22 protein-coding genes and 1 pseudogene are annotated in these 22,325 nt (G+C 59.0%); 14 read left to right on the top strand and 9 right to left on the bottom strand.

Translation table 11 applies throughout. The features are described 5' to 3' along the window. Nucleotide 1 precedes the first annotated feature (1 nt). From HMPREF2847_RS05080 to HMPREF2847_RS05065, 4 genes are all read right to left on the bottom strand, one after another. A complete protein-coding gene (locus tag HMPREF2847_RS05080; RefSeq protein ID WP_049170684.1) occupies nucleotides 2–1,360 on the bottom strand; it encodes an acid phosphatase in 1,359 nt (452 codons plus the stop codon). 280 nt (nucleotides 1,361–1,640) lie between these two features. Further along, the gene (locus HMPREF2847_RS05075; protein ID WP_016423138.1) at nucleotides 1,641–2,507 is read right to left on the bottom strand and encodes a 3-hydroxybutyryl-CoA dehydrogenase; all 867 of its coding nucleotides are present in this window, start codon (nucleotides 2,505–2,507) and stop codon (nucleotides 1,641–1,643) included. Between the two features lie 188 nt (nucleotides 2,508–2,695). Next, nucleotides 2,696–3,313: a hypothetical protein gene (locus HMPREF2847_RS05070; RefSeq protein WP_048732750.1), complete on the bottom strand. Its 618-nt coding sequence runs from the start codon at nucleotides 3,311–3,313 to the stop codon at nucleotides 2,696–2,698. Then, nucleotides 3,313–3,636, bottom strand: a complete 324-nt coding sequence (locus HMPREF2847_RS05065; RefSeq protein ID WP_038629105.1) for a putative quinol monooxygenase — start codon at nucleotides 3,634–3,636, stop codon at nucleotides 3,313–3,315. Before HMPREF2847_RS05065 ends, HMPREF2847_RS05070 begins: the two co-directional genes overlap by 1 nt. Nucleotides 3,637–3,742: 106 nt before the next feature. Here HMPREF2847_RS05065 and HMPREF2847_RS05060 point away from each other — a divergent pair, with 106 nt between their 5' ends. Continuing rightward, on the top strand, nucleotides 3,743–4,297 hold the full coding sequence (locus HMPREF2847_RS05060) for a gamma carbonic anhydrase family protein (protein WP_069359250.1): 555 nt from the start codon (nucleotides 3,743–3,745) through the stop codon (nucleotides 4,295–4,297). Nucleotides 4,298–4,359: 62 nt separating this feature from the next. Here the strand turns inward: HMPREF2847_RS05060 and HMPREF2847_RS05055 are convergent, their stop codons facing one another. Further along, complete coding sequence (locus HMPREF2847_RS05055) at nucleotides 4,360–5,067, bottom strand: isochorismatase family protein (protein WP_016423140.1); 708 nt, start codon at nucleotides 5,065–5,067, stop codon at nucleotides 4,360–4,362. Nucleotides 5,068–5,238: 171 nt separating this feature from the next. Between HMPREF2847_RS05055 and HMPREF2847_RS05050 the strand changes: the two genes are divergently transcribed. After that, nucleotides 5,239–6,192: a DUF808 domain-containing protein gene (locus HMPREF2847_RS05050; protein WP_069359251.1), complete on the top strand. Its 954-nt coding sequence runs from the start codon at nucleotides 5,239–5,241 to the stop codon at nucleotides 6,190–6,192. On the opposite strand, the gene HMPREF2847_RS05045 is transcribed toward HMPREF2847_RS05050, so the two are convergent. Continuing rightward, the gene (locus HMPREF2847_RS05045) at nucleotides 6,189–6,725 is read right to left on the bottom strand and encodes a YchJ family protein (RefSeq protein WP_172954619.1); all 537 of its coding nucleotides are present in this window, start codon (nucleotides 6,723–6,725) and stop codon (nucleotides 6,189–6,191) included. The genes HMPREF2847_RS05050 and HMPREF2847_RS05045 overlap by 4 nt on opposite strands. Nucleotides 6,726–6,805: 80 nt before the next feature. Further along, entirely contained in the window at nucleotides 6,806–8,239 is a 1,434-nt protein-coding gene (locus tag HMPREF2847_RS05040; RefSeq protein WP_070438731.1) for a GuaB1 family IMP dehydrogenase-related protein, read from the bottom strand. Nucleotides 8,240–8,391: 152 nt separating this feature from the next. Here HMPREF2847_RS05040 and HMPREF2847_RS05035 point away from each other — a divergent pair, with 152 nt between their 5' ends. The 5 genes from HMPREF2847_RS05035 (at nucleotide 8,392) to HMPREF2847_RS05015 (ending at nucleotide 13,757) form a co-directional block, all read left to right on the top strand. Further along, nucleotides 8,392–9,642 (top strand): glutaminase, encoded by a 1,251-nt coding sequence (locus HMPREF2847_RS05035; protein WP_070438734.1) that lies wholly within the window; start codon nucleotides 8,392–8,394, stop codon nucleotides 9,640–9,642. Nucleotides 9,643–9,740: 98 nt separating this feature from the next. Next, nucleotides 9,741–10,613, top strand: a complete 873-nt coding sequence (locus HMPREF2847_RS05030) for a patatin-like phospholipase family protein (RefSeq protein WP_070438737.1) — start codon at nucleotides 9,741–9,743, stop codon at nucleotides 10,611–10,613. A 295-nt stretch (nucleotides 10,614–10,908) separates the two neighbouring features. Continuing rightward, on the top strand, nucleotides 10,909–11,433 hold the full coding sequence (locus tag HMPREF2847_RS05025) for a CBS domain-containing protein (protein WP_070851723.1): 525 nt from the start codon (nucleotides 10,909–10,911) through the stop codon (nucleotides 11,431–11,433). 153 nt (nucleotides 11,434–11,586) lie between these two features. Next, nucleotides 11,587–12,726 (top strand): MFS transporter, encoded by a 1,140-nt coding sequence (locus HMPREF2847_RS05020; RefSeq protein ID WP_049189373.1) that lies wholly within the window; start codon nucleotides 11,587–11,589, stop codon nucleotides 12,724–12,726. Between the two features lie 146 nt (nucleotides 12,727–12,872). Continuing rightward, complete coding sequence (locus HMPREF2847_RS05015; protein ID WP_070851722.1) at nucleotides 12,873–13,757, top strand: hypothetical protein; 885 nt, start codon at nucleotides 12,873–12,875, stop codon at nucleotides 13,755–13,757. 98 nt (nucleotides 13,758–13,855) lie between these two features. Here HMPREF2847_RS05015 and HMPREF2847_RS05010 read toward each other — a convergent pair whose 3' ends face one another. Beyond that, entirely contained in the window at nucleotides 13,856–14,350 is a 495-nt protein-coding gene (locus HMPREF2847_RS05010) for a 2'-5' RNA ligase family protein (RefSeq protein ID WP_070559755.1), read from the bottom strand. Nucleotides 14,351–14,673: 323 nt separating this feature from the next. Between HMPREF2847_RS05010 and HMPREF2847_RS05005 the strand changes: the two genes are divergently transcribed. Further along, nucleotides 14,674–14,997 (top strand): amphi-Trp domain-containing protein, encoded by a 324-nt coding sequence (locus HMPREF2847_RS05005; RefSeq protein ID WP_070560080.1) that lies wholly within the window; start codon nucleotides 14,674–14,676, stop codon nucleotides 14,995–14,997. Nucleotides 14,998–15,016: 19 nt separating this feature from the next. Here the strand turns inward: HMPREF2847_RS05005 and HMPREF2847_RS11945 are convergent. Beyond that, a pseudogene (locus HMPREF2847_RS11945) lies at nucleotides 15,017–15,112 on the bottom strand (YtoQ family protein); the annotation flags it as partial. 194 nt (nucleotides 15,113–15,306) lie between these two features. Between HMPREF2847_RS11945 and HMPREF2847_RS05000 the strand changes: the two are divergent. The 6 genes from HMPREF2847_RS05000 (at nucleotide 15,307) to HMPREF2847_RS04975 (ending at nucleotide 22,056) form a co-directional block, all read left to right on the top strand. After that, entirely contained in the window at nucleotides 15,307–15,615 is a 309-nt protein-coding gene (locus HMPREF2847_RS05000; RefSeq protein WP_070851721.1) for a hypothetical protein, read from the top strand. 283 nt (nucleotides 15,616–15,898) lie between these two features. After that, nucleotides 15,899–17,611 carry a SulP family inorganic anion transporter gene (locus HMPREF2847_RS04995; protein WP_070851720.1) on the top strand — a complete coding sequence of 571 codons (1,713 nt, stop codon included), beginning with the start codon at nucleotides 15,899–15,901 and terminating at the stop codon, nucleotides 17,609–17,611. Nucleotides 17,612–17,800: 189 nt separating this feature from the next. Further along, a complete protein-coding gene (locus tag HMPREF2847_RS04990; RefSeq protein WP_042389435.1) occupies nucleotides 17,801–18,343 on the top strand; it encodes a DUF488 domain-containing protein in 543 nt (180 codons plus the stop codon). Nucleotides 18,344–18,657: 314 nt separating this feature from the next. Beyond that, nucleotides 18,658–19,725, top strand: coding sequence for an LLM class flavin-dependent oxidoreductase (locus HMPREF2847_RS04985; protein ID WP_070851719.1), 1,068 nt, complete (start codon nucleotides 18,658–18,660; stop codon nucleotides 19,723–19,725). An 82-nt stretch (nucleotides 19,726–19,807) separates the two neighbouring features. Then, nucleotides 19,808–20,167: a Cd(II)/Pb(II)-sensing metalloregulatory transcriptional regulator CmtR gene (locus tag HMPREF2847_RS04980; RefSeq protein WP_070851718.1), complete on the top strand. Its 360-nt coding sequence runs from the start codon at nucleotides 19,808–19,810 to the stop codon at nucleotides 20,165–20,167. Then, entirely contained in the window at nucleotides 20,164–22,056 is a 1,893-nt protein-coding gene (locus tag HMPREF2847_RS04975; RefSeq protein WP_048733751.1) for a heavy metal translocating P-type ATPase, read from the top strand. The genes HMPREF2847_RS04980 and HMPREF2847_RS04975 overlap by 4 nt, the downstream gene beginning before the upstream one ends. The last annotated feature ends 269 nt before the right edge of the window (nucleotides 22,057–22,325 follow it).

The following is a 22,325-nucleotide window of genomic DNA, read 5'->3' as shown; positions in this document are numbered from 1 at the left end:
TTTAGTTGGTGACAGTGACGCTGCCGTCGGCGTTGACAACAACGTTGGCGGCCAGAGCGCGAGCCAGGTTCATGCGAACGTGCTGGCCCTCACCGTCAGTGCGATCGAGCGGGTAGCCGGATGGGATTGCGGTCTGAGCGAGGACGGAGCTGCGCTGTTCCTCAGTCAGCTGCGGGAAGCGGGTCTCCAGCAAACCTGCGTACCGCTTCGGAACAACAACTGGCTCGTTAGCCGGGCCAACCTGCTTGAAGTCGTAGGTCATGCGTTCGGTGTACTGCTGAACGGCAGCTGCGGTGCTCATGTACGGAGTGTCCTTGGCAACGCAGTTGGCGATGGTGTCGCCACAGCGGTACTCGAGCTCCGTACGCAGCTCATCCATGGCTTCTTCGATGAGTGGGCGGAACTCTGGGTCTGCCCAACGATCAGCTGCGGCCTGGTTGCCCATCATGCGGCCGCCCATAACGTCCAGCGGGTAGTGGACGCCCATGACAAGGCGAGAATGACCAGCCTCGGACGCACGCGCCTGAATCTGCGGTGCAACCTCCGGCAGCATCATGGCCAGCATGGTTGAAGTCCATGCAGCCTTGTTGGTGTGGCCCGACGGGTAGGACGGGGTGGTCGAGTACGGGTCGTCCTGACCTTCGCGGTAGTAGCGCTCGATGCGCTCCGGCGCCACCACAAACGGGCGATCGTAGCCGTAGACGTACTTCTCGAAGAAGGTCGAGCTGACCAGACCGCCGCCGCGAGCAAGGTTGCCGGACAGCAGGGCCTTTACCTTCGGCAGGCGATCCTCGTCATAGGCATCACGGAAGTGCTGGCCCAGGTTTGCACCGAAAGCAGTGGAAATATTGGCCAGTGGGTCCAGGTAGTCGTCATCAAGAGCGAGTTCCTGTGCCTGCGGGTCATTCTTGGCAGCGTTGTTAATGCGGACGACCGTTTCGAGGTTCTGGTCCATAACCTCTGGGTGGTTCTTCTCCAGCTCCACGAAAGGATGCACAACGTAGAAGTAGAACCAGTTATCGGTGGCGGCATCCGACGGGTACGCACGTGCAATCTGGTCCGGGCGGTACGAGGTTGGCTTCGGCGCATTCGGGTCGGTGTTTTCACCGGAAGATGACGGCAGCGAGATGGAATCCGGGACCTCGAAGCCACCGCCGGGGAGCTTGATTCCCTCTGGAGCTGCCACATTAGCTGGAAGATCAGAAACAGAGTCCAGGCGGTTGCCGAGCTCGGCCAACGGGTTGACCGGAGCTGCCACGGCCGTTGCCGGTGTAAGCCCCATTACAACTGCCATTGCTGCGGTAGCAGCGCCGACGCGAGTACGTGTTGCAGTGCGCTTGTGCGGCTTCAAAGAAGACACTGAAGCATTCCTTTCCAGATTGCTGCGTGGGAGGCACCAGTTGTGAAGTGCTCTATAAGCCAAGGTCTGACAAAATCTTCACTTATGTTAAGCGCACTGTGAGGTTTCGGCGCGTTGAAAAGAAACAAGTTTTCAAAATGCTAGCGCCGATTGTGGGAGCTGTCCCCATCAGACTCCGGGTTTTCACTGATAAATGCATAAAAGAAACCGGTTGGCGGGAGAAACGCCCGTCAACCGGTAAGAACTCAATACTCGCCCCAAACGGGGCTAAAAGCGTGGACTACTTGGAGTAGTCGTAGAAGCCACGGCCGGACTTGCGGCCGAAGTGACCCGCCTCAACCATGCGCTTGAGCAGTGGAGGTGCCGCGTAAGTCGGCTCCTTGTACTCATCGAACATGGCATCGGCAATGAACTTGATGGTGTCCAGACCAACCATGTCGGCCAGAGTCAGCGGACCCATCGGGTGCGCACAGCCATTGACCATTCCGGCATCGATGTCTTCTGCAGTAGCAATGCCGTCCTGCAGCATGCGAATAGCGCCGAGGATGTACGGAACCAGCAGGGCGTTAACAATGAAGCCCGAGCGATCCTTAGCGCGAATGACGGTCTTGCCCAGCGCCTCGGAAGCGTACTCGTACGCACGCTCCGACTGAACATCACCGGTCGTCAGAGTAACGACATGCTCTACCAGAGGCAGAACCGGAACCGGGTTGAAGAAGTGCAGACCCATGACGCGCTCCGGGCGCTTGGTAGCTGCAGCAATGGACTGAATCGGCAGCGAGGAGGTGTTGGAAGCCAGGATGGCATCTTCCGACTCAACAATTTCATCGAGCTGCGAGAATACGCTGGCCTTTACTTCTGGGTTCTCCACGATGGCCTCGATGACCAGCTCACGGTCAGCGAAGTCTTCCAGCTTGGTGGTGAAGCTAATACGCCCCAGAATCTCATCACGTGCAGACTGCTCTAGCTTGCCACGGGAAACGGCCTTATCCAGCGACTTTTCAATACGGGCGCGACCGGACTCAAGGAACTCCTCCTTGGCCTCCCAGACCTTGACATCGCTACCGGCCTTCGCACAGACCTCAATAATTCCGGAGCCCATCTGACCGGCGCCGACGATACCTACTCGCGAGATACTATTTGCCATTGGCGTGTTTTCCTACCTTCTACTCTGGGTTATTAGCCAGCATTGTGCTTCATCCGAGTGCGCATTCGCTTGACGACGATCACAGCGCACTGGCTTTATTTACACGCTACTCACTTCCCCGGTTCCCCGGGCACGCTTTGCAGGACTTTTTACTTGAATTTCCCCCCCCCACGAGCTTTGGGCAGCGGCTAGTACTGCATACGTTTTTCCAGCGCCTGCTGAATATCTTCCAGCTGCTGCTGAGAAGAGCGTGCCAACTCTTGCAGGTCGTTTCCGCCATGCTTTTCCAGCTCTTCCCACTGTCCGAGCATCTTATCCAGGCTGCCTTCCATCAACGTCAGATAAGCCATATCTGCGTGTGGCCCCTCCTCGTTCTCGAGGCGAGTCATGGTGGCGGTGTCGAGCTTGGTCTCCGACGGATCAACATCGACGCCGAGAGTCTTGACTAGCTGCGCTTCCTCTTCAGCAAAGATTGGCTCCGCCTGCTGCGCAATCTTTCGAGTCTCTTCCGAGACCGATTCCTTTGCAATTAGTGTCTGCGATGCTTTCTTCAGCGCCGCAGTATCTGCCGCCAGCTGAGCCAAGTTATCCCGAATGGCGGCAGTGGAGGCAACAGCACTCTGCTCCTGGCTTGACTGATTTTGGCTACCCTCCAGGGCTGCCTCATCGCTATCCCCACAAGCACTGAGACCAACGACGAGAGCAGAGGCCAGCACAGCGGAGCCAATACGCAGGCCACGCCCAATCAGAGAATAGGTGTCACTGCTGGAAGCGGCTGCGCTATCGCGAATGGTGTCTGAGGACATTAGTCGACCTGCAGCTCGCCCATGCGATCCCAGTCCTGCTTATCTGGCAGTACCTGCGAGACAATCTTCGGGGTCTCAGCGAGCAGCGGCTTCATCGCCTCCAGGCCCTTGGCGAAGTGCTCGGAATTGACGTGGGCTTCACCAGCGTCATCATCGAATGCCTCGACGAGGATGTACTGGTTGGGGTCTTCTACGCTGCGGGACCATTCAAACCACTTGTTGCCAGCCTCTGCGCGGGTGGCAGCGGTGAACTCAGCGACGTGGTCCATCCATTCGTCGGCAAATTCCGGCTTAACTTGGTAATTCACAACGATAAAAATCATGTCGCCCACTGTAGGCGCGTCCAAGCAGAATTGCACCCTTCGACGAATAGAGTTTCGCTGAGAATTTTTCTTACGCTGACCTCAGGTGACAGTTATATTGGTTTGTATGATGAACACTCCGCTCATTCTCACCTACCAAGATAAGACCCCACGCATTCATTCCAGCGCCTGGATTGCGCCCGGCGCGGTCATTATCGGTGATGTCGAAATCGGTGCGGATAGCTCCGTGTTCTACGGTTCTGTTCTCCGAGGAGACGTCGCACCGATCCGCATCGGCCAGCGCACCAATATTCAGGACAACTCCACAGTCCATGTCGACCGAGGTGTGCCCACAATTCTCGGCGATGATGTCACCGTCGGACACATGGCCTTGGTCCACGGCACCACGGTTGAAAATGGTTGCCTCATCGGCATGAAGTCCACCCTGCTTTCGCGTTCCCGTATCGGCGCTGGCAGCCTCATTGCTGCAGGTGCCGTGGTGTTGGAAGATCAGATTATCGCCCCCAGGTCGCTGGCTGCAGGCGTTCCCGCCAAGGTGCGTCGTGAACTCTCCGCCGAGGAAGCAGAGGGCTTCATCGCCCATGCAGGGCGTTATGTGGAAACAGCGTCCAACCACCGCCACCTCCGCGAGGTCGACCTGGATATGGTGACTTTTAACTAGGCGGCTGCCGAGGCGCCTAGTTAAGCGGCTAGGCGGATTATTTGACGCTTAACGTCGCCGCACTACACCACAGTCGCACCCGCCGCGGCCAATTCCGCTAGTGCAGCCTTGCCGCGCTCCGGGTCCACCGCCGCGACCTGATTACTCAGAACACGAACGGAAAAGCCCTCCTTGAGGCCATCGAGCACTGTGGCGCGGACGCAGTGGTCAGTCGCAACTCCCACCACATCGATTTCTTCGATGTCAGAGGCGCGGAGAGCGTCGGCAAGCGAAACGCCAGCCTCCGTTGTTCCCTCGAAACCGGAGTAGGCGGCGGCGTACTCCCCTTTTGTGACATCGATACGCACAGCAGCGGGGTTGAGCTGCTCAAAAAACGCGATGGCGCGCTGCATGCCGGGGTGAATCTCTGCGCCCGGGGTACCTGCAACACAGTGTTTCGGCCAGGTATCGACGAAATCCGGGGTTTCAGAGAAGTGCGTGCCTGGGTCGATGTGATTGTCACGGGTGGTCGCAAGAACCGAGTACTTGTTAGCTGTGCCCGCAACATGCAGATATGTAGCGGTGTACGCTGCCTCAGCACCGTCGACGGCAAGTGCGCCACCCGCGGAAAAATCATTCTGAGCGTCGACGACTACCAGTGCCATGCGGGGACGCGCCGGGCGCTGCTGTTCCTCGGAGTGGGCGTCATTGCTGGTGTCTGCCTCGGTGCCAGCGTTGTCCGAGTTGTCCGCATTGACCTGTCGGTAGATTTCGGAGAAGGAAGCGTTCATGGCCTATATCTTGCCACGTGCCCACGTTCAGAGGAGCACGTGAACTATCGACCGGACATCGACGCCCTACCGACAACACAGAGTCAATCCGGGAAAGCGGTTAAAATTGCTCCGGTAATTCTTTGGTACGACGACGGCTCCTGGTCGCGTCCTCCAATACGGGAGGTTTTTATGGCAGGCGGACTTGTCGCGCTGCTTGACGACGTTGCCACGATTGCACGTGCTGCAGCGGCAACAACAGACGATATTGCGGCTGCGGCCGGCAAAGCTAGCGCTAAAGCCGCCGGTGTTGTGGTTGACGACGCTGCGGTGACACCTAAATTCGTCGAGGGTGTCTCGCCGAAACGCGAGCTGCCGATTATTTGGCGTATCGCCAAGGGCTCCTTGGTCAATAAAATTGTCATTATTCTGCCGATTGCATTGCTGCTAAGTCAGTTTCTGCCCTGGGCGCTGACGCCGATTTTGATGCTCGGTGGCTCCTACCTGTGCTTTGAGGGCATGGAAAAGGTCTGGGAGAAGATTAAGCACCGAATCTCTCCCGATCAGACTGAGCAGGAGCGGATAGAGGCGGCGACCAACCGCACACCACAGAATGAAGATTCGCTGGTGAAGTCTGCAATTTTCACAGACTTGATTCTCTCTGCGGAAATCATGGTGATTTCTCTCAATGAGGTCGCTGATCAGCCGCTGCTCAATCGCGCGCTGATTCTTATTGTGGTCGCACTCATCATCACGCTTGCGGTCTACGGCGTGGTGGGCCTCTTGGTCAAGATTGATGACATTGGCCTGCACCTGCAGTCCAAGAAGTCAGCCGGTATCAGCAAGTTTGGTACGGCACTGGTCAAAGCCATGCCAATCGTTCTGAACACGATCGGCATTATCGGCACGTTTGCCATGTTGTGGGTCGGTGGCCACATCATGGTGGTCGGCCTCGACGAGCTGGGCTGGCATCTCCCCTACCAGCTGGTCCACAACCTTGAGCAGCTGTTTACCGGCGGCTTCCTCGGCTGGTTGGCCAATACCACCGGCTCACTGATTTTCGGCACCATCTGGGGTGCAATCATTGTGGCGATTGTCGCCGTGCTGCCATTCGGCCACGGCAAGCACAACAAGTCTGATGCTTAGGAGTACGTGACCTCGCCGTCGACGTAGACCCAACGTCGCGCACGCCGAACAAAACGGGAACGCTCGTGCATCGTACCGACACCGTCATGGTCATGAAAAGCCGCTTCAAATTCCACGATGCCTTCGCGGTCATCCTCGCCGCCATCGACAGCGTTGATGATGGTGAGTCCTTCCCATTCCACACCGTCATCGACATTGATAACTTCCGGGCGGTAGCGCGGATGCCACGTCCGCCAGATGTAATCCGCCTCGTGGGCAGCGTAAGCGCTGTACCTCGCTGCCATCAGCTCAGCTGCGGTCACCGCCTCCCGCTCACCGCGGTGCAGCGGGCCACAGCACTGCCCGTAGAGTCCCCCACCACACGGGCACAAATCGGAATCAGTAACGCGGGCGCGGGCGAAAAATGCGTTCCCGCTTCCTGCTCTAGCACCGTTTCCTGCTACCAATCCAGACTCCGTTACAGCACTGTTTTCTCTTACCTGCCGACCCATAATCGCCAGCCCCTCCCCAATCTTGCACGTGGTACTAAACACGTCCTAACAACGTCTTTACATACCTACCAATTGGCCCGCAGCACCGCTAGTCGGCTTAGCCCCGAGAGGCTTGACGACGGCTACCGCGTCGCCCTCGGCATTCCTTCCGCAAAGCCCGCAGCGGATTGAATTCCCACCACTGCCCGCTCAGCGAACTGCTCGATGGTGGCCGAACCCGCGTATGTGAACGAAGAACGTACGCCCGAGATAATGCGATCGATCTGGTCCTCCACGCCTTCGCGGCCTGGCTCCAGGTAGATTTTCGCAGTCGAGATGCCCTCTTCGAACATCTCGCGCCGGGCCTTCTCAAAGGCCTCTACCTGTGCATTTCGGCTCTCCACCGCACGGTGTGAAGCCATGCCAAACGACTCCTTGAACATGCGCCCGTCGACGTCCTTTTGGACATCACCTGGGGACTCGAAGGTACCGGCAAACCACGAACCAATCATCACGTTGGACGCACCCGCAGCCAACGCAAGCGCAACATCGCGAGGATCCTTCACTCCACCATCAGCCCAGACATGCACGCCGCATTCACGGGCAGCTGCAGCGCATTCGAGCACGGCAGAAAACTGTGGACGCCCAACTCCGGTCTGCATTCGGGTTGTGCACATCGCACCCGGACCGACGCCGACCTTAATAATGTCGGCTCCCGCCTCCGCTAGGTCGCGAACACCATTGGCGGTCACGACATTGCCAGCGGCAATTGGCACAGGTGGGTTGAGCGCGCGGACTCGTCGTAAAGCACGGAGCATCGATTCCTGATGACCGTGGGCGGTATCGACAACGAGCACGTCGGCACCTGCGTCGAGCAGTGTCTTCGCGCGCCCTTCAACATCACCGTTGATGCCAAGCGCCGCACCGACGCGCAGCTTGCCCTCCGCGTCGACAGCCGGCTTGTAAAGCGTCGCCCGCAGCGCGCCTTTACGCGTGAGGATACCCACCAGCGCGCCATCGGCATCCACCACCGGAGCGAGTTTGCGCCCGGATGCGGTGAGCTGGTCGAAAGCGTCACGGGGCTCAATATCGGCCGGAAGCGTAAATAGCGAAGTGGACATGAGCGTCCCCACCTGCGCAAAGTTGTCAACGCCCGCCAGATCACGGCCGGTAATCAGACCAACCGGTTTGTTGTCTTCCACCACCACTGCCGCACCGTGCGCGCGCTTCGGCAGAAGATGGCGCGCATACCCCGCGGTGTGGTGAGGCTTGACGACGATTGGAGTGTCGAAAACCAACCCAGCGGACTTGACCTTGCGGATGGTCTCAGCAGCAATGTCAGCTGGGACGTCCTGCGGCAGGATGGCAATTCCGCCTCGGCGAGCGGTGGTTTCGGCCATCCGGCGACCGGAGATGGCCGTCATATTGGAGACGACAATCGGAATGGTTGTGCCGGTGCCATCATCGGTGGCTAAATCGACACCCATGCGAGAGCCGACGGATGACTTTGACGGCACCATGAAGACATCGCTGTAGGTCAACTCGTAGGGCGCGGACTGATTGTTGAGGAATTTCACACACCCCAGGATATGCCGATTTTTCCGGCGCGCACGGTGAGAGTGCACAGAGGTGAGCATCAGTGGCTGACCTCGCCTGGTGTAGGTTCGAACGGGACTCCATTGACTCAACCGGGATTTTTCAGCCCAGGAAAGATGCTTAGCAGAATCTGATGAAAACGCCGATCAAAGATTACTTGTCCGAAATCGTCGAATCCGTCCGCCCCGATGAGTCTGGCGAGGTAGCGGACTATATTCCCACCCTTGCCCAAGCTAATCCCGACCGCCTCGCGCTTGCTATGACCACCGTGTCAGGGCGCACCTATACCGCTGGCGACACCGATACTGAATTCACCATTCAGTCGATGTCCAAGCCCTTCGCTTATGCCGCAGCCATCACCGAGCACGGCACAGACAAAATCGACAGCATTGTGGGCACCGAACCTTCCGGTGAGGCTTTCAACGAGCTGTCGCTGGAGCAGGGCACGCACCGACCAAAAAATCCGATGATTAATGTCGGCGCACTGGCCATCAACCAGTTCGTATGCCAGCCAGGTGCCAACTGGAAGACTCGCACGAAGCACATGGTGGAGCTTCTCTCGACTTTGGCTGGCCGTAAGCTTCGCGTTGACTACGATGCCTATGAATGCGAAATGGACACTGCCCATCGAAACATGTCCATCGCACATATGCTGGCAGCTTACGGTTTCATCGAAACCACGCCCCACGATGCTGTCCGCGGCTACACCGCACAGTGCTCCGTGCTGGTCAACACTCGCGATGTCGCCATGATGACCGCAGTGTTGGCCAACGGTGGCGTTAACCCGGTTACCAATCAGACTGTGCTCGGCCGCTCGGTTGTTCGCAGAGTCTTGTCCGTGATGGCTATTGCCGGCATGTACGACGAGGCCGGTGAATGGTTTACCGACGTCGGGATTCCCGCCAAGAGCGGTGTCGCCGGCGGCTTGCTGGGAGCGCTGCCTGGACAGGCGGGGCTCGCAGCCTTTTCGCCGCGATTGAACGACCACGGCAATAGCGTCCGCAGCATTGCCATCTTCCGGAAGCTCTCCGAAGATTTGGGTCTTCATCTCATGGATGCCGATGCGATTGGTTCGCGTGCGCTGCGCGGTACACGCGTCAGCAATGGCCGCTCGATCATCGAGATTCAGGGCCCCGTCAACTTCACTGCGGCCGAGATTGTTCTCAACAGGTTGGCGACTTCCACACCGTCGGAAAGCGAAGTTGTCTTCGACGTCAGCCGCGTTGGCATTGTCAACCCGGTGGGACGCACGTTGATTCTGGAAGCGATGCGACGTCTGAGCCACGAGGGCAAGGAGATCTTGTTCTACGACCCGGAGGGCGTACTGCCGAACCCAGATATGGGAGAGGGGCTGCTGCCGGTCATCCTCCAAGATGCGCCGTAAACTACGCTAACCGAAATCCAATATGGTGACGTTCGGGTAGTCTTGAACGATCGTAACGCTCGAAAGGCAGCAGCGCGAGAACAACCGGAGGGATGTAAATGCAGGTCAGCGATGTGGCATTAGTCTTCGAGGGCGGAGGGACTCGCAATAGTTACACGGCACCTTTCGTCGAGCGGCTACTTCGCGAGAGCATCGATGTCGGCTGGGTCGGTGGCGTAAGCGCCGGCGCCTCTCACGTGGTCAATTACCTTTCCCGGGATATCCAGCGCTCTATAAATAGCTTCACTGACTTCATCGCACAGCCGAACAGCAGTGGCTGGCGCCCAATGTTGCGCGGGCGGGGCTATTTCGATGCCGAGTACATCTACGAAGACGCGGGACTTCCCGACGGCGCCATGCCCCTGGATTACGAGACTTTTAAGAACAATCCAACTCCCTACCGGATTTCTGCTGTCCGAGCGGATACGGGCGAGACCATCAACTGGGGGCCGGACGATATCCCAGATCTACCTACGCTGATGAAGTACACTCGCGCCAGTTCGACGATTCCGGGTGTCATGCGTATGCCCTATATTGATGGCGTTCCGTTCGTCGACGGTGCACTGGGATCATCAGGTGGCATTCCCATTAATGCCGCCGAAGCAGATGGTTTCAAGAAGTTCCTCATCGTCCTGACTCGCCCGAAAGGATTCCGTCGCACCGCCCCTAAGCGCCCACAGCTACTGCGCCAGATTTTCCGCAGTAACCCGGTGGTGGCTGAGCTGCTTATCACTAGACACGAGCGCTACAACGCTTCTCTCGATTGGGCTGCTGAGCTTGAACGAAAAGGCCAAGCATATGTTTTCTACGCCAATAACATGAGCATCACAAAGGCGGAGCGGAGGCGGTCGAAGCTGCTGCACAACTACGAGCTCGGCCGGGCGCAAGCCGATGCCGAATGGCCAGCAATTCGAGAGTTCATGGGCTTATAACTCCCGCCACCTTTAGGAAGCTTTTCGTTCATTCCTCTTTACTGTGTACGTAACCTTGTGTTAACCTTTGCGTAGCGAACAACCTCGTTAGGTAAGGCTCCTATATCCACATAGGCCGCTGCCCTGCACTTTATCGAGAGTTTCGAAAGACTCTCGAAGCAAGGGTCCATCTCAAGTGGCCACCTTTAGTTACGGCATTACATTGCCAACACTCTTAGGCGGGGAGCCATAATTTTTCAATCAACAGAAATTCCCTCCTAGCAAAGGAGCTGGGATACCTGGAAAAGGATCCACAATGACACAGACACAGAACACCATCGCCAACTTCTTCAAGCCGAAGTCTTCAATCAGCCCGTACAGCCTCCTGCCTGACACCGTAAGCATGCACATGACGGATTCTTACATTGCGCTGCCGGAGGACATCACGGTCGGTGAGGCACTGAGCACCTACGCAGCCGAATTTGCTGGTCTCGATGACGATACCTGTGTCTTCCTCGTCGACGATGAAGGCTACCTGACCAGCGATATTACGCTGAAGGAACTCCGTGAGTACGCCGACCGCGATGCCTACATGAACACCGTCGGCGCCCCGGTGAAGGTCTTTGTCAAGCCCGAGGATCCAGCTGCAATCAGGGCTCGCCAGCTTATTGACGGGCCGCTCAGCGAGCTGCCCGTCGTCCGCAGCGGCAAGCTGGTAGGTGTCCTCACCGACCACATCTCTGAGCGCATTCTTGGCAGGACAAAGGCAGCTAAGAAGTCAAAGAAGTCCAAGGGATTCTTCTCGCCGATTACCGCGTTTTTCGGCGCCGCCAATAACTAGGGCGACTAACTTGGGTAGACGACCCGAGTAACTCAATAGGCCAGCTAGCGTTTGCTAGCTGGCCTATTGTTGTTACCACACTGTTCTATCCCCACAGATGAGAGCCCTCAGGAGGCAACCGTGATACGAGACTGGATTCGGGTAGCCCTGGGCATGTTCGCGGTTGCGTTTGGAGCCAACCTCTTCGCACCACTCCTGCCCGCGTATCGAATAACCGATGCTCTCAACCAGTCCCAGGTCACCTTTCTCTTCGCCATCTACGTCGCAGGACTCATCCCCGCGCTACTCATCTGCGGCCCACTTTCCGACCGGCTCGGCCGTCGCGCCATCATCCGGCCTGCACTCATAACCTCTGCCGTTGGCTCAGCCGTCCTACTCACCGGCATCTGGTTCCACTTCCCATCACTTCTGGTAGGACGTCTTATCATCGGCATTTCGATGGGCATGGTAATGGCCGCCGGTGCCTCGTGGATCAAAGAAATTGCGCCCGTCGCACCTCAAATTTCTGCCCGGCGCGCAACCGTTGCACTCTCCGCCGGATTCTCCCTCGGCCCCCTGGCTTCCGGGTTGGTCGCAGAATTCACCCCGCGCCCTGATGTCATCCCCTATCTTGTTCATCTCGCACTGCTGCTTTTTATCGCACCAATAACATGGAACGCTTCCGGAGGACTTCCAAACGCAGCGCACAGCGACTCTCCGCAACGGTTCTTCTCCTCCGCCACGCTTAGCCCGAGGTTCCTGTGGGCAGTCGCCGCTTGGGCACCGTGGGTCTTCGGCGCTGCGTGCACATCCTTCGTCGTCCTGCCAACAATCGCCGAATCCCGCTACCCCATCGCCTTCGCCGGGCTCATCGCCTGTATCACGATGGGCACCGGCGTTTTGGTGCAACCACTGGTCACTCGCATCAGTTCCAGCAGCTTTATCCCGCCAGCTATTTTCGGTCTTGGCTTAACGACGGTCGGAATGCTGCTCAGCCTCATCGTCGTACTCACCCAGAATGTGTGGAGCGTTTTCCCCGCTGCTCTGGCCCTCGGTGCTGCGTACGGCGTAATGATGGTCTCCGGCCTCCGCGAAGTGCAAATTATCGCACCGCCAGCCGAGCTGGGCGCTGCGACTGCTATCTACTATTCGCTGACCTATGTTGGTTTCTTCGCTCCTTTTGTTATTTCTTTCGCGGCACCGAAATTCGGTTTCGTGCCCGTTTTCATCTTCGGTGCGATTATTGCGTTGGTATCCACGTACCCCGTGGCAAAGGTTGCACAGTCTGCGGTGAGGTCCGACGGAGCGTCGTGAAGCAGACGCGACTGAAATTCTTGATATTGGGAAGCGTGCTGAGGCGAGCTCTTGTATTCTTTCTTTCACAAAAGATTGGCTCCGGCTCAGGACATCTGATCAGGTTGCATAGGTTGTTGAAATTCAGCTCGATGGAATGAGGAATCATGAAGCAGCGCAGCTCTGGAATGTGGAAGAAAATTGCGACAACCGTCGTCGCAGGTTGTACAAGCGCCGCCCTGCTCACCGCATGCGGCTCGGGAGAAGAAAGCAACAATGCCGGTGGCGAGGCAGGCAAAGAGTCGACCAGCAAGATGACGAAGGCAGACGGGTCAGCTCCAGCTGCATCCGAAGATCAGCTCCTGCTCACTAATGAAGTTCAAGGTGTGGACTTCTCCAACAACAGGATTAATGGGTACAAGGACGCAATGGAGATGTTTTCGGAGGATTCTTTAGATATAGAGCCGGCCGAATGTGCCACTTTCATCAAGCCAACGGAAGAATTGGAGCGAGCTGTCAGTTCTTTCGCTAATTTGGACGCGGAAAAGGTCACCATCGCTGTCTCAGTATTGAAGAACCCTCAGACCTACCAGGAGTACACAGATGTTCTTAACAAGTGCTCTGAGGTGACCGCTTCGATGGATGCTTCCGACCTCGTAAACGAATCCATGGAAGGCCAGGAACTTCCTCCTGAGGCGCAGGAGATGCTCAATGACATGGATATGACAACCACCATGAAAATGCACCGGGAAAAGTGGGAGCCGGATCTTTCCGTCAAGCCAGATGAGCTCACTGCACACGCGACAGTTGTGGACATTAGCTCCGGTGGCACTAATACTGATGCCACCAGCTACGACATTGTCGGCGTTGTCAATGGCGTGATGGTGATGGTGTCCGCTGCCCCGATTCCGGATGTACCAACTGGCAACATGGAAAACACGACGGATCCCATGCAGATTCCAGAGGCAGCTCCGGAGTCTAAGGAAGCAGCAAAGAAGCGTGCGTTAGACGTATTCATTGCACAGGCGAAGAAAATTATGGATGCTGCTTAGTTTTTGTTCTTAGCCTACTGTTTTCTGAAACCACAGTTTTTGCGACATAGCGGGACGCAATCGCTGAGGAACAGCAGCACACAAGTACTGGAGTCTCCCTAGAACTCCGTTAATTCCTGCACTTTGGGACTCCAGAATGCAGCTCGTGGCGCGTTGAGAGTTCTAAAGTGCGGGTTCGTTATTTCGTCAAGTGCGTGCACGTAGTCCGGCACAATATCCCGTGGAATTCTCAGCCCCATCGTAAGGTGCGGAATCCAGCGGTCCCCACGACCGTCGGGATTGAGACGACTGATTTCGCGAGCAGCTTCTTCCAGCTCGTCGCTGGTTTCCAGCAACCAGGCAACAGTCTGCTTACTCTTGGTGCCGAAGATGACCGTTCCCACTCTGCGAAACTCCGCTGGCATAAGCGGCGGGAGAATTTCGGCTGCTCGTTGAATTGCCGCTGGGCGCATGGTCGGCGCGAAAGTGACCGTGATGTGCGGCGTTTGATTTTGCTGCGGAAAGCCACTCTCTGCGAGTTGTGCAAAGATTTCTTTTACTTGCGTCTCTTGCTCAGGCAGAAGGTACATCAGGATGTTGTCGGGTGACACCATGTGACGTTTACTCCTCCCCTATTGCTGTCGGTCGCCTCACTTGAAGCACTGACGAAGAGCGCCATTACTAGAGCTCTTCACCTAAGGCACTCAGGACCTTGCACTCCAGAGCATAGCGTAAGGATTTTCCACAATTCATAACCTACCTATAGGAATTTCTAGCCTCTTATTATTTCTCCTGTTAAAAACACCTTTTCATTGGGATAATGGGGATGGACAGGCTCCCTGAAAGCTCTCTAGACCATCTTCAAAGACAGTGCGGAGTGACGGCCAATTCTCCACGCTGCACAAATCCCGACACGGCTGGAAAGGTAAGTAAAGACATGGCACCGAAACCTAAAAAGACTACGCCTCCGAAGAATCAAAAGTTGGTGAAGAGCAAGGCAAGCTTCAGCCGCGATGAGCTCGCTGATTTATTGGAGACGCTGGCAGCTCGCATCCGTGCCGGGGAAATGACTCTCGGCACTGGCGAGTCCGCGGTGACGATGACCATGCCGACATCGTTTAATACCACGATGGAAGTTGTCGACTCTCGAAAGCGTGCTGGTATTGAGCGCGAGCTGGAGCTGGAAATTGACTGGATGGTCGACGAGGCTGGCGAGCCCGTCGAAAAGCCAGGACCAGCATCTGGCTTCGCAATCTCCTAGCAGGCTTGTTGCTGTCCAGTTTGTTCCGCGCAGCACAGTAACCTGCATCGAAGGCTGCGTTCCACTGCTTGTACTGGTCGCCGAAACAACTCACTACCGCTCGCCATTTCCGCAGGTCACAGTAAACAGACCTGAGTCGTTTTGGTCGATTTTGCGTCCTTTGGCCGTCATTTACCGCTGCGACACTGGCCGACAAGCGAGCCGTCGTCAAGCAACACCCAATTACACCCGTCAGGCACCCACGCCTCCCCACATCGCATGAGGTGACGCTAACCTAATTCAGGAAAATTCGCGACGAAGGGAACGCGCATGGCCAAGGGCAAGAAAGGCGACAAGGGCAAGAAGAAGGACGCCGCCAAAGCCGCGAAAAAGGCTGCGGCAACGACCTCGCTACGTCTGCCCGAATACTCGAAGGCCGAGGCCAAAGCCGCGAAAAAGCTCGCCGGCAAGGACCCCTTCAAACTGGCTGCGATGACACCGAAGAAGAAGTGCTGCAAATCCGGCATCCGCTGCCTGCGCTGCCCCGTGGTGCTACACAAGCTCAATCGCGAGATCAAAAACGGCGAAGTCGACCATGCCGCCCTGCTGCTCGTCACTGCGAAAGCCCGGATCCGGTAGCCGGCCCTCGCCCCCAGCCCGCCGTCAGGCCCGACCCATGAGCAGTGGTGTCGCGCTCTGTATGACACTGGTACCGGTTCTCCTGGGCTACCTGCTCTTCGGACACCGGCTCACGCACGTCACTCCAAGCACCGCGACAACGCTCCAGCGAACTCCCGCCAGGTCAGGAAGTTTTATTCCCCCGACATGAGGCCTCGGCCAGAACCGGGAATGTGACCGTCGGAGGATGGCACCTTGTGTATCCTTTGAGTGTCATTGAGCCCTGAAGGAGCAAGAAAGTAGTATGACCCGCCCCTCCTCCGCCGCCTCTACGGTGGGCATCCGGTCCCGTGCCCTGCGTTTCGCACCGCGCCGCTCGGACTGGTCCCGCGCGACAATCGGGCGCGACCTCTCGGCAGGCCTCATGGTGGCCCTCGTCGCCCTCCCCCTCGCACTCGGCTTCGGCGTTGCGTCCGGTGTCGGCGCGGCGGCCGGAATTACGACGGCCATCGTCGCGGGTATCCTGGCCGCAGTCTTCGGCGGTAGCAATGTCCAGGTAAGCGGCCCGACCGGCGCAATGACCGTCGTGTTAATCCCCATCGTGGCCAACCATGGTGCCGATGGGGTGCTCGTCGTCGGCGTGCTGGCGGGGCTCATGCTGCTCTTGCTGGCGTTCACCGGCGCTGGCCGCGCGATGAAGTACATGCCGTTACCTGTCGTCGAAGGTTTCACCGCCGGTATTGCGTTAATCATCGGCCTCCAACAGCTGCCCGCAGCACTCGGCGTTGACGTGGACGGCGAGAAAGTCCTCGGGTTGGCGTGGGGCTCGATCAAAGCTTGGTTAGATGCTCCGGCATGGCAGGCGCCGGTGATGACCATTGCGGTGGCGGCTGGAATCGTGCTTGCTGCGCGCGTTCGTAGCGGCTTCCCCGCGGCGCTGGTGTTGGTAGCTGCCGCGACGGCCATCAACATGCTGGCAGACAGCGGCCTGAAGACAATCGGGTACATCCCGTCGACGTTGCCTGCCCCGCGCTGGCCACAGATCCCGTGGGAGCACCTGGATTCGCTTCTGTTGGCAGCAGTCGCCGTCGCAGCTCTCGGCGCGTTGGAATCGTTACTATCTGCGACGGTTGCCGACGCAATGACTGTTGGCGACCGGCACGATCCCGACCGCGAGCTCTTCGGACAGGGCGTGGCCAACGTCGTCGCGCCCCTGTTCGGCGGGATTCCCGCGACCGCCGCGATCGCCCGAACTGCCGTCAATGTGCGGGCAGGCGCAGGCACACGCCTGGCAGCGGTGTTCCATTCGCTGCTCCTGCTCGTCGCCGTACTCGTCGCGGCTCGGTGGGTGGGCGAGATTCCTCTCGCCGCGCTCGCCGGCGTGCTCATCGCCACTGCGATTCAGATGATCCACCCGCGGAACCTCCGCTCGGTGATACGCGCCACCAAGGGCGACGGGGCGACCCTGCTCATCACGGCTGCCGCCACCGTCGTGTTCGATCTTGTCGTCGCCGTGCTCATCGGCCTCGTTATGGCGGGCTTCTTCGCACTGCGCGATACCGCCCGCACGGCGGTATTAGAGGCCGCCCCGCTAGACGAGGGAGACCACCGCGACAAGGAGCGTGAGCTTCTCGACGAGCACATCGCCGCCTTCCGTATGGAAGGCCCCCTCTTCTTTGGTGCAGCGCACGATTTCCTCCTCGAGCTCGCTGATGTCTCGTCGGTCAAGGTTGTCGTGCTCCGCATGCGCTACGTTACGACGATCGACGCCACCGGCGCCCAGATGCTCGCCGACACGATTGGGCGCCTCGAACGCCGCGGTACCAGGGTCTTGCTCGCAGCCACGAAGCCCGAACATATTCCGGTGTTGCGCGAACTCGGCGTATTCGACCAGCTTGCGCACGAGAATCACGTCTTCGACAACACTCTCGACGCCATCGCCCACGCCCGACTGCATGCCTCGCGCATTCAGCATGAAGAGTCTGATGGCGCACCCGCGGCATCGCAGAGTCAATAGCTTGGCTGAGCCAGACAATGGTCACTCCGTCGCAGTCGACCCTGCAATCGTGGGTCCACATCCCCATCGCGCGACGCTTGAAAAACCTTTACACGTTGCACTTAAACTCCACGACGTGTCGTTGCAAAGTCACCTTCTCATTCGTGAAGCCGATGTGAGTGTAATCGCTTGGCGCGTAGCATTGGTGACATGCGCATTTTCACCGTGGGCCACTCCAACCTCGAGTTCGAGGACTTCGCTGAAATGATCAAGGCGGCCGGTGTGGCATCCATCGTGGATGTGCGCAAGCTGCCCGGGTCCAGGAAGTACCCGTGGTTCAACGGCGACCACCTTGCCGAACACCTTCCCACATGTGGCATCACTTACAGCAGAAGCGAGGGCCTAACCGGACGGCGCAACGTGTCCCACTCGGTGCCGTTTGAGGTTAACGGCAACTGGCGTAACCGCAGTTTCCACAATTACGCCGACCATGCGCTGGGCGAGGAGTTCTCCGACGCGATCTCGCAGCTACGGGCGAACGCAGCCGAAACTCCCACCGCGATCATGTGCTCCGAGGCGGTGTGGTGGCGCTGCCACCGGCGTATCATCGCCGACCACCTCATCGCCCACGGTGACGAGGTTGGCCACATTATGGGCCTGGGTGCAGCCGGGGCGAAGGTGAGCGAGGCAACGCTCAACGACGGCGCAGTCATCGGCAACGATCTCCTCGTGCGCTACCCCGAGCGGGGCTAGCGCATACACCAGAGCCCAGGGGGCTGCATCCTCCTCGGCCTGACCTACGCTTTGTATTCATGGAGCGCCCGCCACCTTATGAGCAGCAGTATCGGAGGCGCACCAGCGGATAGCACGCTCAAACGAGCTTTAGGTTAGGAAATCTGAACCGCTCAATCTAAGAAGACCACCGGGGACTCCGGTAGCGCCCCAAAGCGCCGAATCGAAAAATCGATCTACCGTCTTGCCACGGACCTAGACGTCGAGCTTAAAGTCCACGGTATCTCGTTGCAAAGTTACTTTCTCGTTAGCACCATGAAAAGGAGTGGTATCCAATGAAAGCGTTCGGATTCTTAAGCTTCGGGCATTACGCCTTCGGTGGCCAGCGCGGGCCATCTGCGGAAAAGATCGCCAAGACTCATCTGGAGATCACCCAGGCTGCGGACGAAATCGGCGTGAACAACGCGTCCTTCCGAGTCCACCACTTCGTGCCGCAGGCCTCCGCCCCGATGCCGCTGCTGGGTGCTGTCGCGGCCACCACCAAACACATCGAGATGGGCACCGGTGTCATCGACATGCGCTATGAAAACCCGCTCTACCTCGCCGAAGAGGCCGCGTCGCTGTACCAAATTTCCGGTGGCCGCGTGGCCCTGGGCGTCTCGCGCGGCGCCCCAGAGGTGGCTGACCGCGGCTGGGAGGCCTTCGGCTACAAGGGTAAAGCGCCCAACGGCGCGGACGTGGCGCGAGCCCACCTCGAGGCGTTCATGGCTGCAGTGGACGGCAACGGATTCGCCACCGCCGCACCGCTAGACCGGCAGTACCCCAACATGTTCCAACCCGGCTCCGCCCTGCCGGTCTTCCCCATGGTGCCCGAGCTGCGTAAGCACATTTTCTACGGCTCCGGCACCCACGCTTCTGCCGAGCAAACCGCCAAGGACGGGCTCAACCTGATGTCCTCCACCCTGGTCTCCGAGACCACCGCCGAGATTCTGGGCGAAATCCAGGCGGATCAGATCAGCCGCTACCGCGCCGCGTGGAAGAAGGCGGGCCACGATTGGACGCCGCGTGTGTCGGTGTCCCGCTCCGTCTTCCCCATCGTCGACGGCGCGGACATGCAGTTGTTCGGCATGCAGGCCTCCGGCTCCGATCAGGTGGGCATGCTTCCCGACGTCGGCGCCTCCACCTTCGGCCGCACCTACGCCGCCGAGCCGGACAAACTCATTGAGCAACTCAAAGCCGACGCCGCCGTCATGTCCGCCGACACCCTGCTCATCACCATCCCCACTGGGATGGGCGTCGACGTCAACGTGAAGATCTTGGACAACTTCGCCACGCATGTCGCCCCCGCGTTGGGTTGGCAGCCGAATCACGAAGGCCCAGTTACCGGCTATCCCATCGACTAATTCCTCCAGTTCGCAAGCTCTTCGCTTCAATGTCAGTTCAGTGCGTGTTGAAAAGTTCAGTAATTGCTGTATAGTTCAGCATATGCTGACTATTGCTTCACGCCTCGACGTCATGAACCGGCTCGGCCGGGCCATGGCGGATCCGACGCGCTCCAGAATCCTGATCACCCTACTCGACGGCCCGAGCTACCCGGCCATGCTTTCGCGCGACCTGGACCTGACCCGCTCGAACGTCTCGAACCACCTGACCTGCTTGCGTGACTGCGGCATCGTCGTCGCCGAGCCGGAGGGCCGCAAGACACGCTACGAAATCGCCGATCCGCACCTTGCGACAGCGCTCAACGCGCTAGTGAACGCGACGTTGGCTGTCGACGCAAACGCCCCGTGCATCGACCCTGAGTGCTCGGTGCCCGGCTGCGACGGGAAAGGAGCGGACGCATGAGTTCAGCATGTGGATGCGAACACGAACCAGCCACGGAGATCGAAGATCTCGATCGGCCATGGTGGAAGGACCCCGAGTTGCTACTGCCGATCTTCTCCGGCGTAGCCCTCGGTATAGGCCTGGCGCTGGATTGGTCCGGGCTAGAGACACCCGCGACAGTCCTGTTCTGGATCGGCCTGTTGCTAGGGGCGTATACGTTCGCGCCCAGCGCTATCCGGAACCTTGTCACAAAGCGCAAGCTCGGCATTGGCTTGCTGATGACGATCAGCGCGGTCGGCGCGGTAATCCTCGGTTACGTCGGAGAGGCCGCGGCGCTAGCGTTCCTGTACTCGATCGCCGAGGCACTGGAAGACAAGGCGATGGACCGGGCCCAAGGCGGACTGCGGGCACTGTTGAAGCTGGTACCGCAAACCGCGACCGTGCTGCGCGACGGTACGGCGGTTGAGGTCGCAGCGAAGGACCTCGCGGCTGGCGAGCTGATGCTCGTGCGCCCCGGAGAGCGGATTGCCACGGATGGCATCATTCGGTCTGGGCGCTCCAGCCTTGACACCTCAGCGGTCACCGGAGAATCCATTCCGGAGGAGGTTGCGCCCGGCGACGAGGTGCCCGCGGGAGCAATCAACTCCGCCGGCGTGCTGGAGGTCGAGACGACCGCAGCTGGAACGGACAACTCGCTGACCACACTCGTGGACCTGGTCGAGCAGGCGCAGGCGGAAAAGGGCGACCGCGCCCGGATCGCCGACCGGATTGCCCAACCCCTAGTGCCCGGGGTGATGATCCTGGCGGTGCTGGTCGGCATGATTGGCTCGCTGCTGGGCGACCCCGAGACGTGGATCACCCGCGCGTTGGTGGTCCTGGTCGCAGCATCGCCGTGTGCACTGGCAATCTCCGTGCCGCTGACGGTCGTGGCCGCGATCGGCGCGGCCAGCCAGTTCGGCGTGGTCATCAAATCCGGCGCGGCGTTCGAGCGACTCGGCGGCATCCATCACCTGGCGGTGGACAAGACCGGAACCCTTACCCGCAACCAGCCCGAGGTTACCGACGTGGTCCCGGCAGACGGATTCGATCCGGCGCAGGTGCTTGCTTTCGCGGCGGCAGTTGAGCAGCAATCGACGCACCCCCTCGCTGCGGCGATCGCGGCAGCGGTGCCCGAAGCGCCCGCTGCCTTGGACATCAGCGAGGAAGCCGGGCATGGCATCGGCGGCACCGTCGAAGGTCGACGGGTACTTGTGGGCAGTCCCCGGTGGATCGACGCCGGGCCACTGAAGGCAGACGTTGAGCGCATGGAGTCCGAGGGTCAAACCTGCGTCCTTGTCACCGTCGATGACGCCCTCGCCGGGGCGATCGGGGTCCGCGACGAACTGCGGCCCGAGGTGCCCGAAGCTGTGCAGGCCCTGCACGCCAACGGCGTGGAAGTGAGCATGCTCACCGGCGACAACACTCGCACCGCCCGGGCGCTGGCTGAAATCGCCGGAATCGACGACGTGCGCGCCGAGCTGCGTCCAGAGGACAAGGCAAGCATCGTCGCCGAGCTCTCCTCCAAGACGCCGACGGCGATGATTGGCGACGGCATCAACGACGCTCCTGCGCTGGCGGGCGCGACGGTGGGCATAGCAATGGGAGCGACCGGCTCTGACGCCGCAATCGAGTCCGCTGACGTCGCCTTCACCGGCCACGACCTCCGGTTGATCCCGCAGGCGCTGCAGCACGCCCGTCGAGGCAGCAGGATTATTAACCAGAACATCGTGCTGTCTCTGGCCATCATCATCGTGTTGATGCCGCTGGCGATCAGCGGCGTGCTGGGTCTGGCCGCCGTCGTATTGGTTCACGAGGTCGCTGAAGTTATCGTGATCTTGAACGGCCTGCGGGCTGCGCGAGCGAAGCGCTGAGGCTGTGACCGGCAAGTCTTATAAGGGTTAAACCACGCGCCGAGCACACACACGTTGGACCAGGCGAGTCATTCGAGTTCACCACCTGGTCCTTCTCGATGCGTGCAGGCACGGGAACTGTGGGTGAACCTAATAGTTCAACGGCCCGATACCACTTGCAAATTCTTCACACGAGGTAGCGGAATGGACCGAGGCCGAACGAAAACCGGAGTTAGAGACAGCGCTCTTCAACCTCCTCCCCGTTACCTTGTGAGTGTCCCCGATAATGG

The sequence above is a fragment of the Corynebacterium sp. HMSC074C03 genome (genome assembly GCF_001838285.1).
Classification (GTDB): domain Bacteria; phylum Actinomycetota; class Actinomycetes; order Mycobacteriales; family Mycobacteriaceae; genus Corynebacterium; species Corynebacterium amycolatum.
This window is presented reverse-complemented; position numbering and strand designations above follow the sequence as displayed.

Excerpts from the sequence above, each read along its gene's own strand:
- HMPREF2847_RS05075 (WP_016423138.1), bottom strand. The coding sequence starts at position 2,507 with ATGGCAAATAGTATCTCGCGAGTAGGTATCGTCGGCGCCGGTCAGATG.
- HMPREF2847_RS05070 (WP_048732750.1), bottom strand. The coding sequence starts at position 3,313 with ATGTCCTCAGACACCATTCGCGATAGCGCAGCCGCTTCCAGCAGTGAC.
- HMPREF2847_RS05065 (WP_038629105.1), bottom strand. The coding sequence starts at position 3,636 with ATGATTTTTATCGTTGTGAATTACCAAGTTAAGCCGGAATTTGCCGAC.
- HMPREF2847_RS05060 (WP_069359250.1), top strand. The coding sequence starts at position 3,743 with ATGATGAACACTCCGCTCATTCTCACCTACCAAGATAAGACCCCACGC.
- HMPREF2847_RS05055 (WP_016423140.1), bottom strand. The coding sequence starts at position 5,067 with ATGAACGCTTCCTTCTCCGAAATCTACCGACAGGTCAATGCGGACAAC.
- HMPREF2847_RS05050 (WP_069359251.1), top strand. The coding sequence starts at position 5,239 with ATGGCAGGCGGACTTGTCGCGCTGCTTGACGACGTTGCCACGATTGCA.
- HMPREF2847_RS05035 (WP_070438734.1), top strand. The coding sequence starts at position 8,392 with ATGAAAACGCCGATCAAAGATTACTTGTCCGAAATCGTCGAATCCGTC.
- HMPREF2847_RS05030 (WP_070438737.1), top strand. The coding sequence starts at position 9,741 with ATGCAGGTCAGCGATGTGGCATTAGTCTTCGAGGGCGGAGGGACTCGC.
- HMPREF2847_RS05025 (WP_070851723.1), top strand. The coding sequence starts at position 10,909 with ATGACACAGACACAGAACACCATCGCCAACTTCTTCAAGCCGAAGTCT.
- HMPREF2847_RS05020 (WP_049189373.1), top strand. The coding sequence starts at position 11,587 with ATGTTCGCGGTTGCGTTTGGAGCCAACCTCTTCGCACCACTCCTGCCC.
- HMPREF2847_RS05015 (WP_070851722.1), top strand. The coding sequence starts at position 12,873 with ATGAAGCAGCGCAGCTCTGGAATGTGGAAGAAAATTGCGACAACCGTC.
- HMPREF2847_RS05010 (WP_070559755.1), bottom strand. The coding sequence starts at position 14,350 with ATGGTGTCACCCGACAACATCCTGATGTACCTTCTGCCTGAGCAAGAG.
- HMPREF2847_RS05005 (WP_070560080.1), top strand. The coding sequence starts at position 14,674 with ATGGCACCGAAACCTAAAAAGACTACGCCTCCGAAGAATCAAAAGTTG.
- HMPREF2847_RS05000 (WP_070851721.1), top strand. The coding sequence starts at position 15,307 with ATGGCCAAGGGCAAGAAAGGCGACAAGGGCAAGAAGAAGGACGCCGCC.
- HMPREF2847_RS04995 (WP_070851720.1), top strand. The coding sequence starts at position 15,899 with ATGACCCGCCCCTCCTCCGCCGCCTCTACGGTGGGCATCCGGTCCCGT.
- HMPREF2847_RS04990 (WP_042389435.1), top strand. The coding sequence starts at position 17,801 with ATGCGCATTTTCACCGTGGGCCACTCCAACCTCGAGTTCGAGGACTTC.
- HMPREF2847_RS04985 (WP_070851719.1), top strand. The coding sequence starts at position 18,658 with ATGAAAGCGTTCGGATTCTTAAGCTTCGGGCATTACGCCTTCGGTGGC.
- HMPREF2847_RS04980 (WP_070851718.1), top strand. The coding sequence starts at position 19,808 with ATGCTGACTATTGCTTCACGCCTCGACGTCATGAACCGGCTCGGCCGG.
- HMPREF2847_RS04975 (WP_048733751.1), top strand. The coding sequence starts at position 20,164 with ATGAGTTCAGCATGTGGATGCGAACACGAACCAGCCACGGAGATCGAA.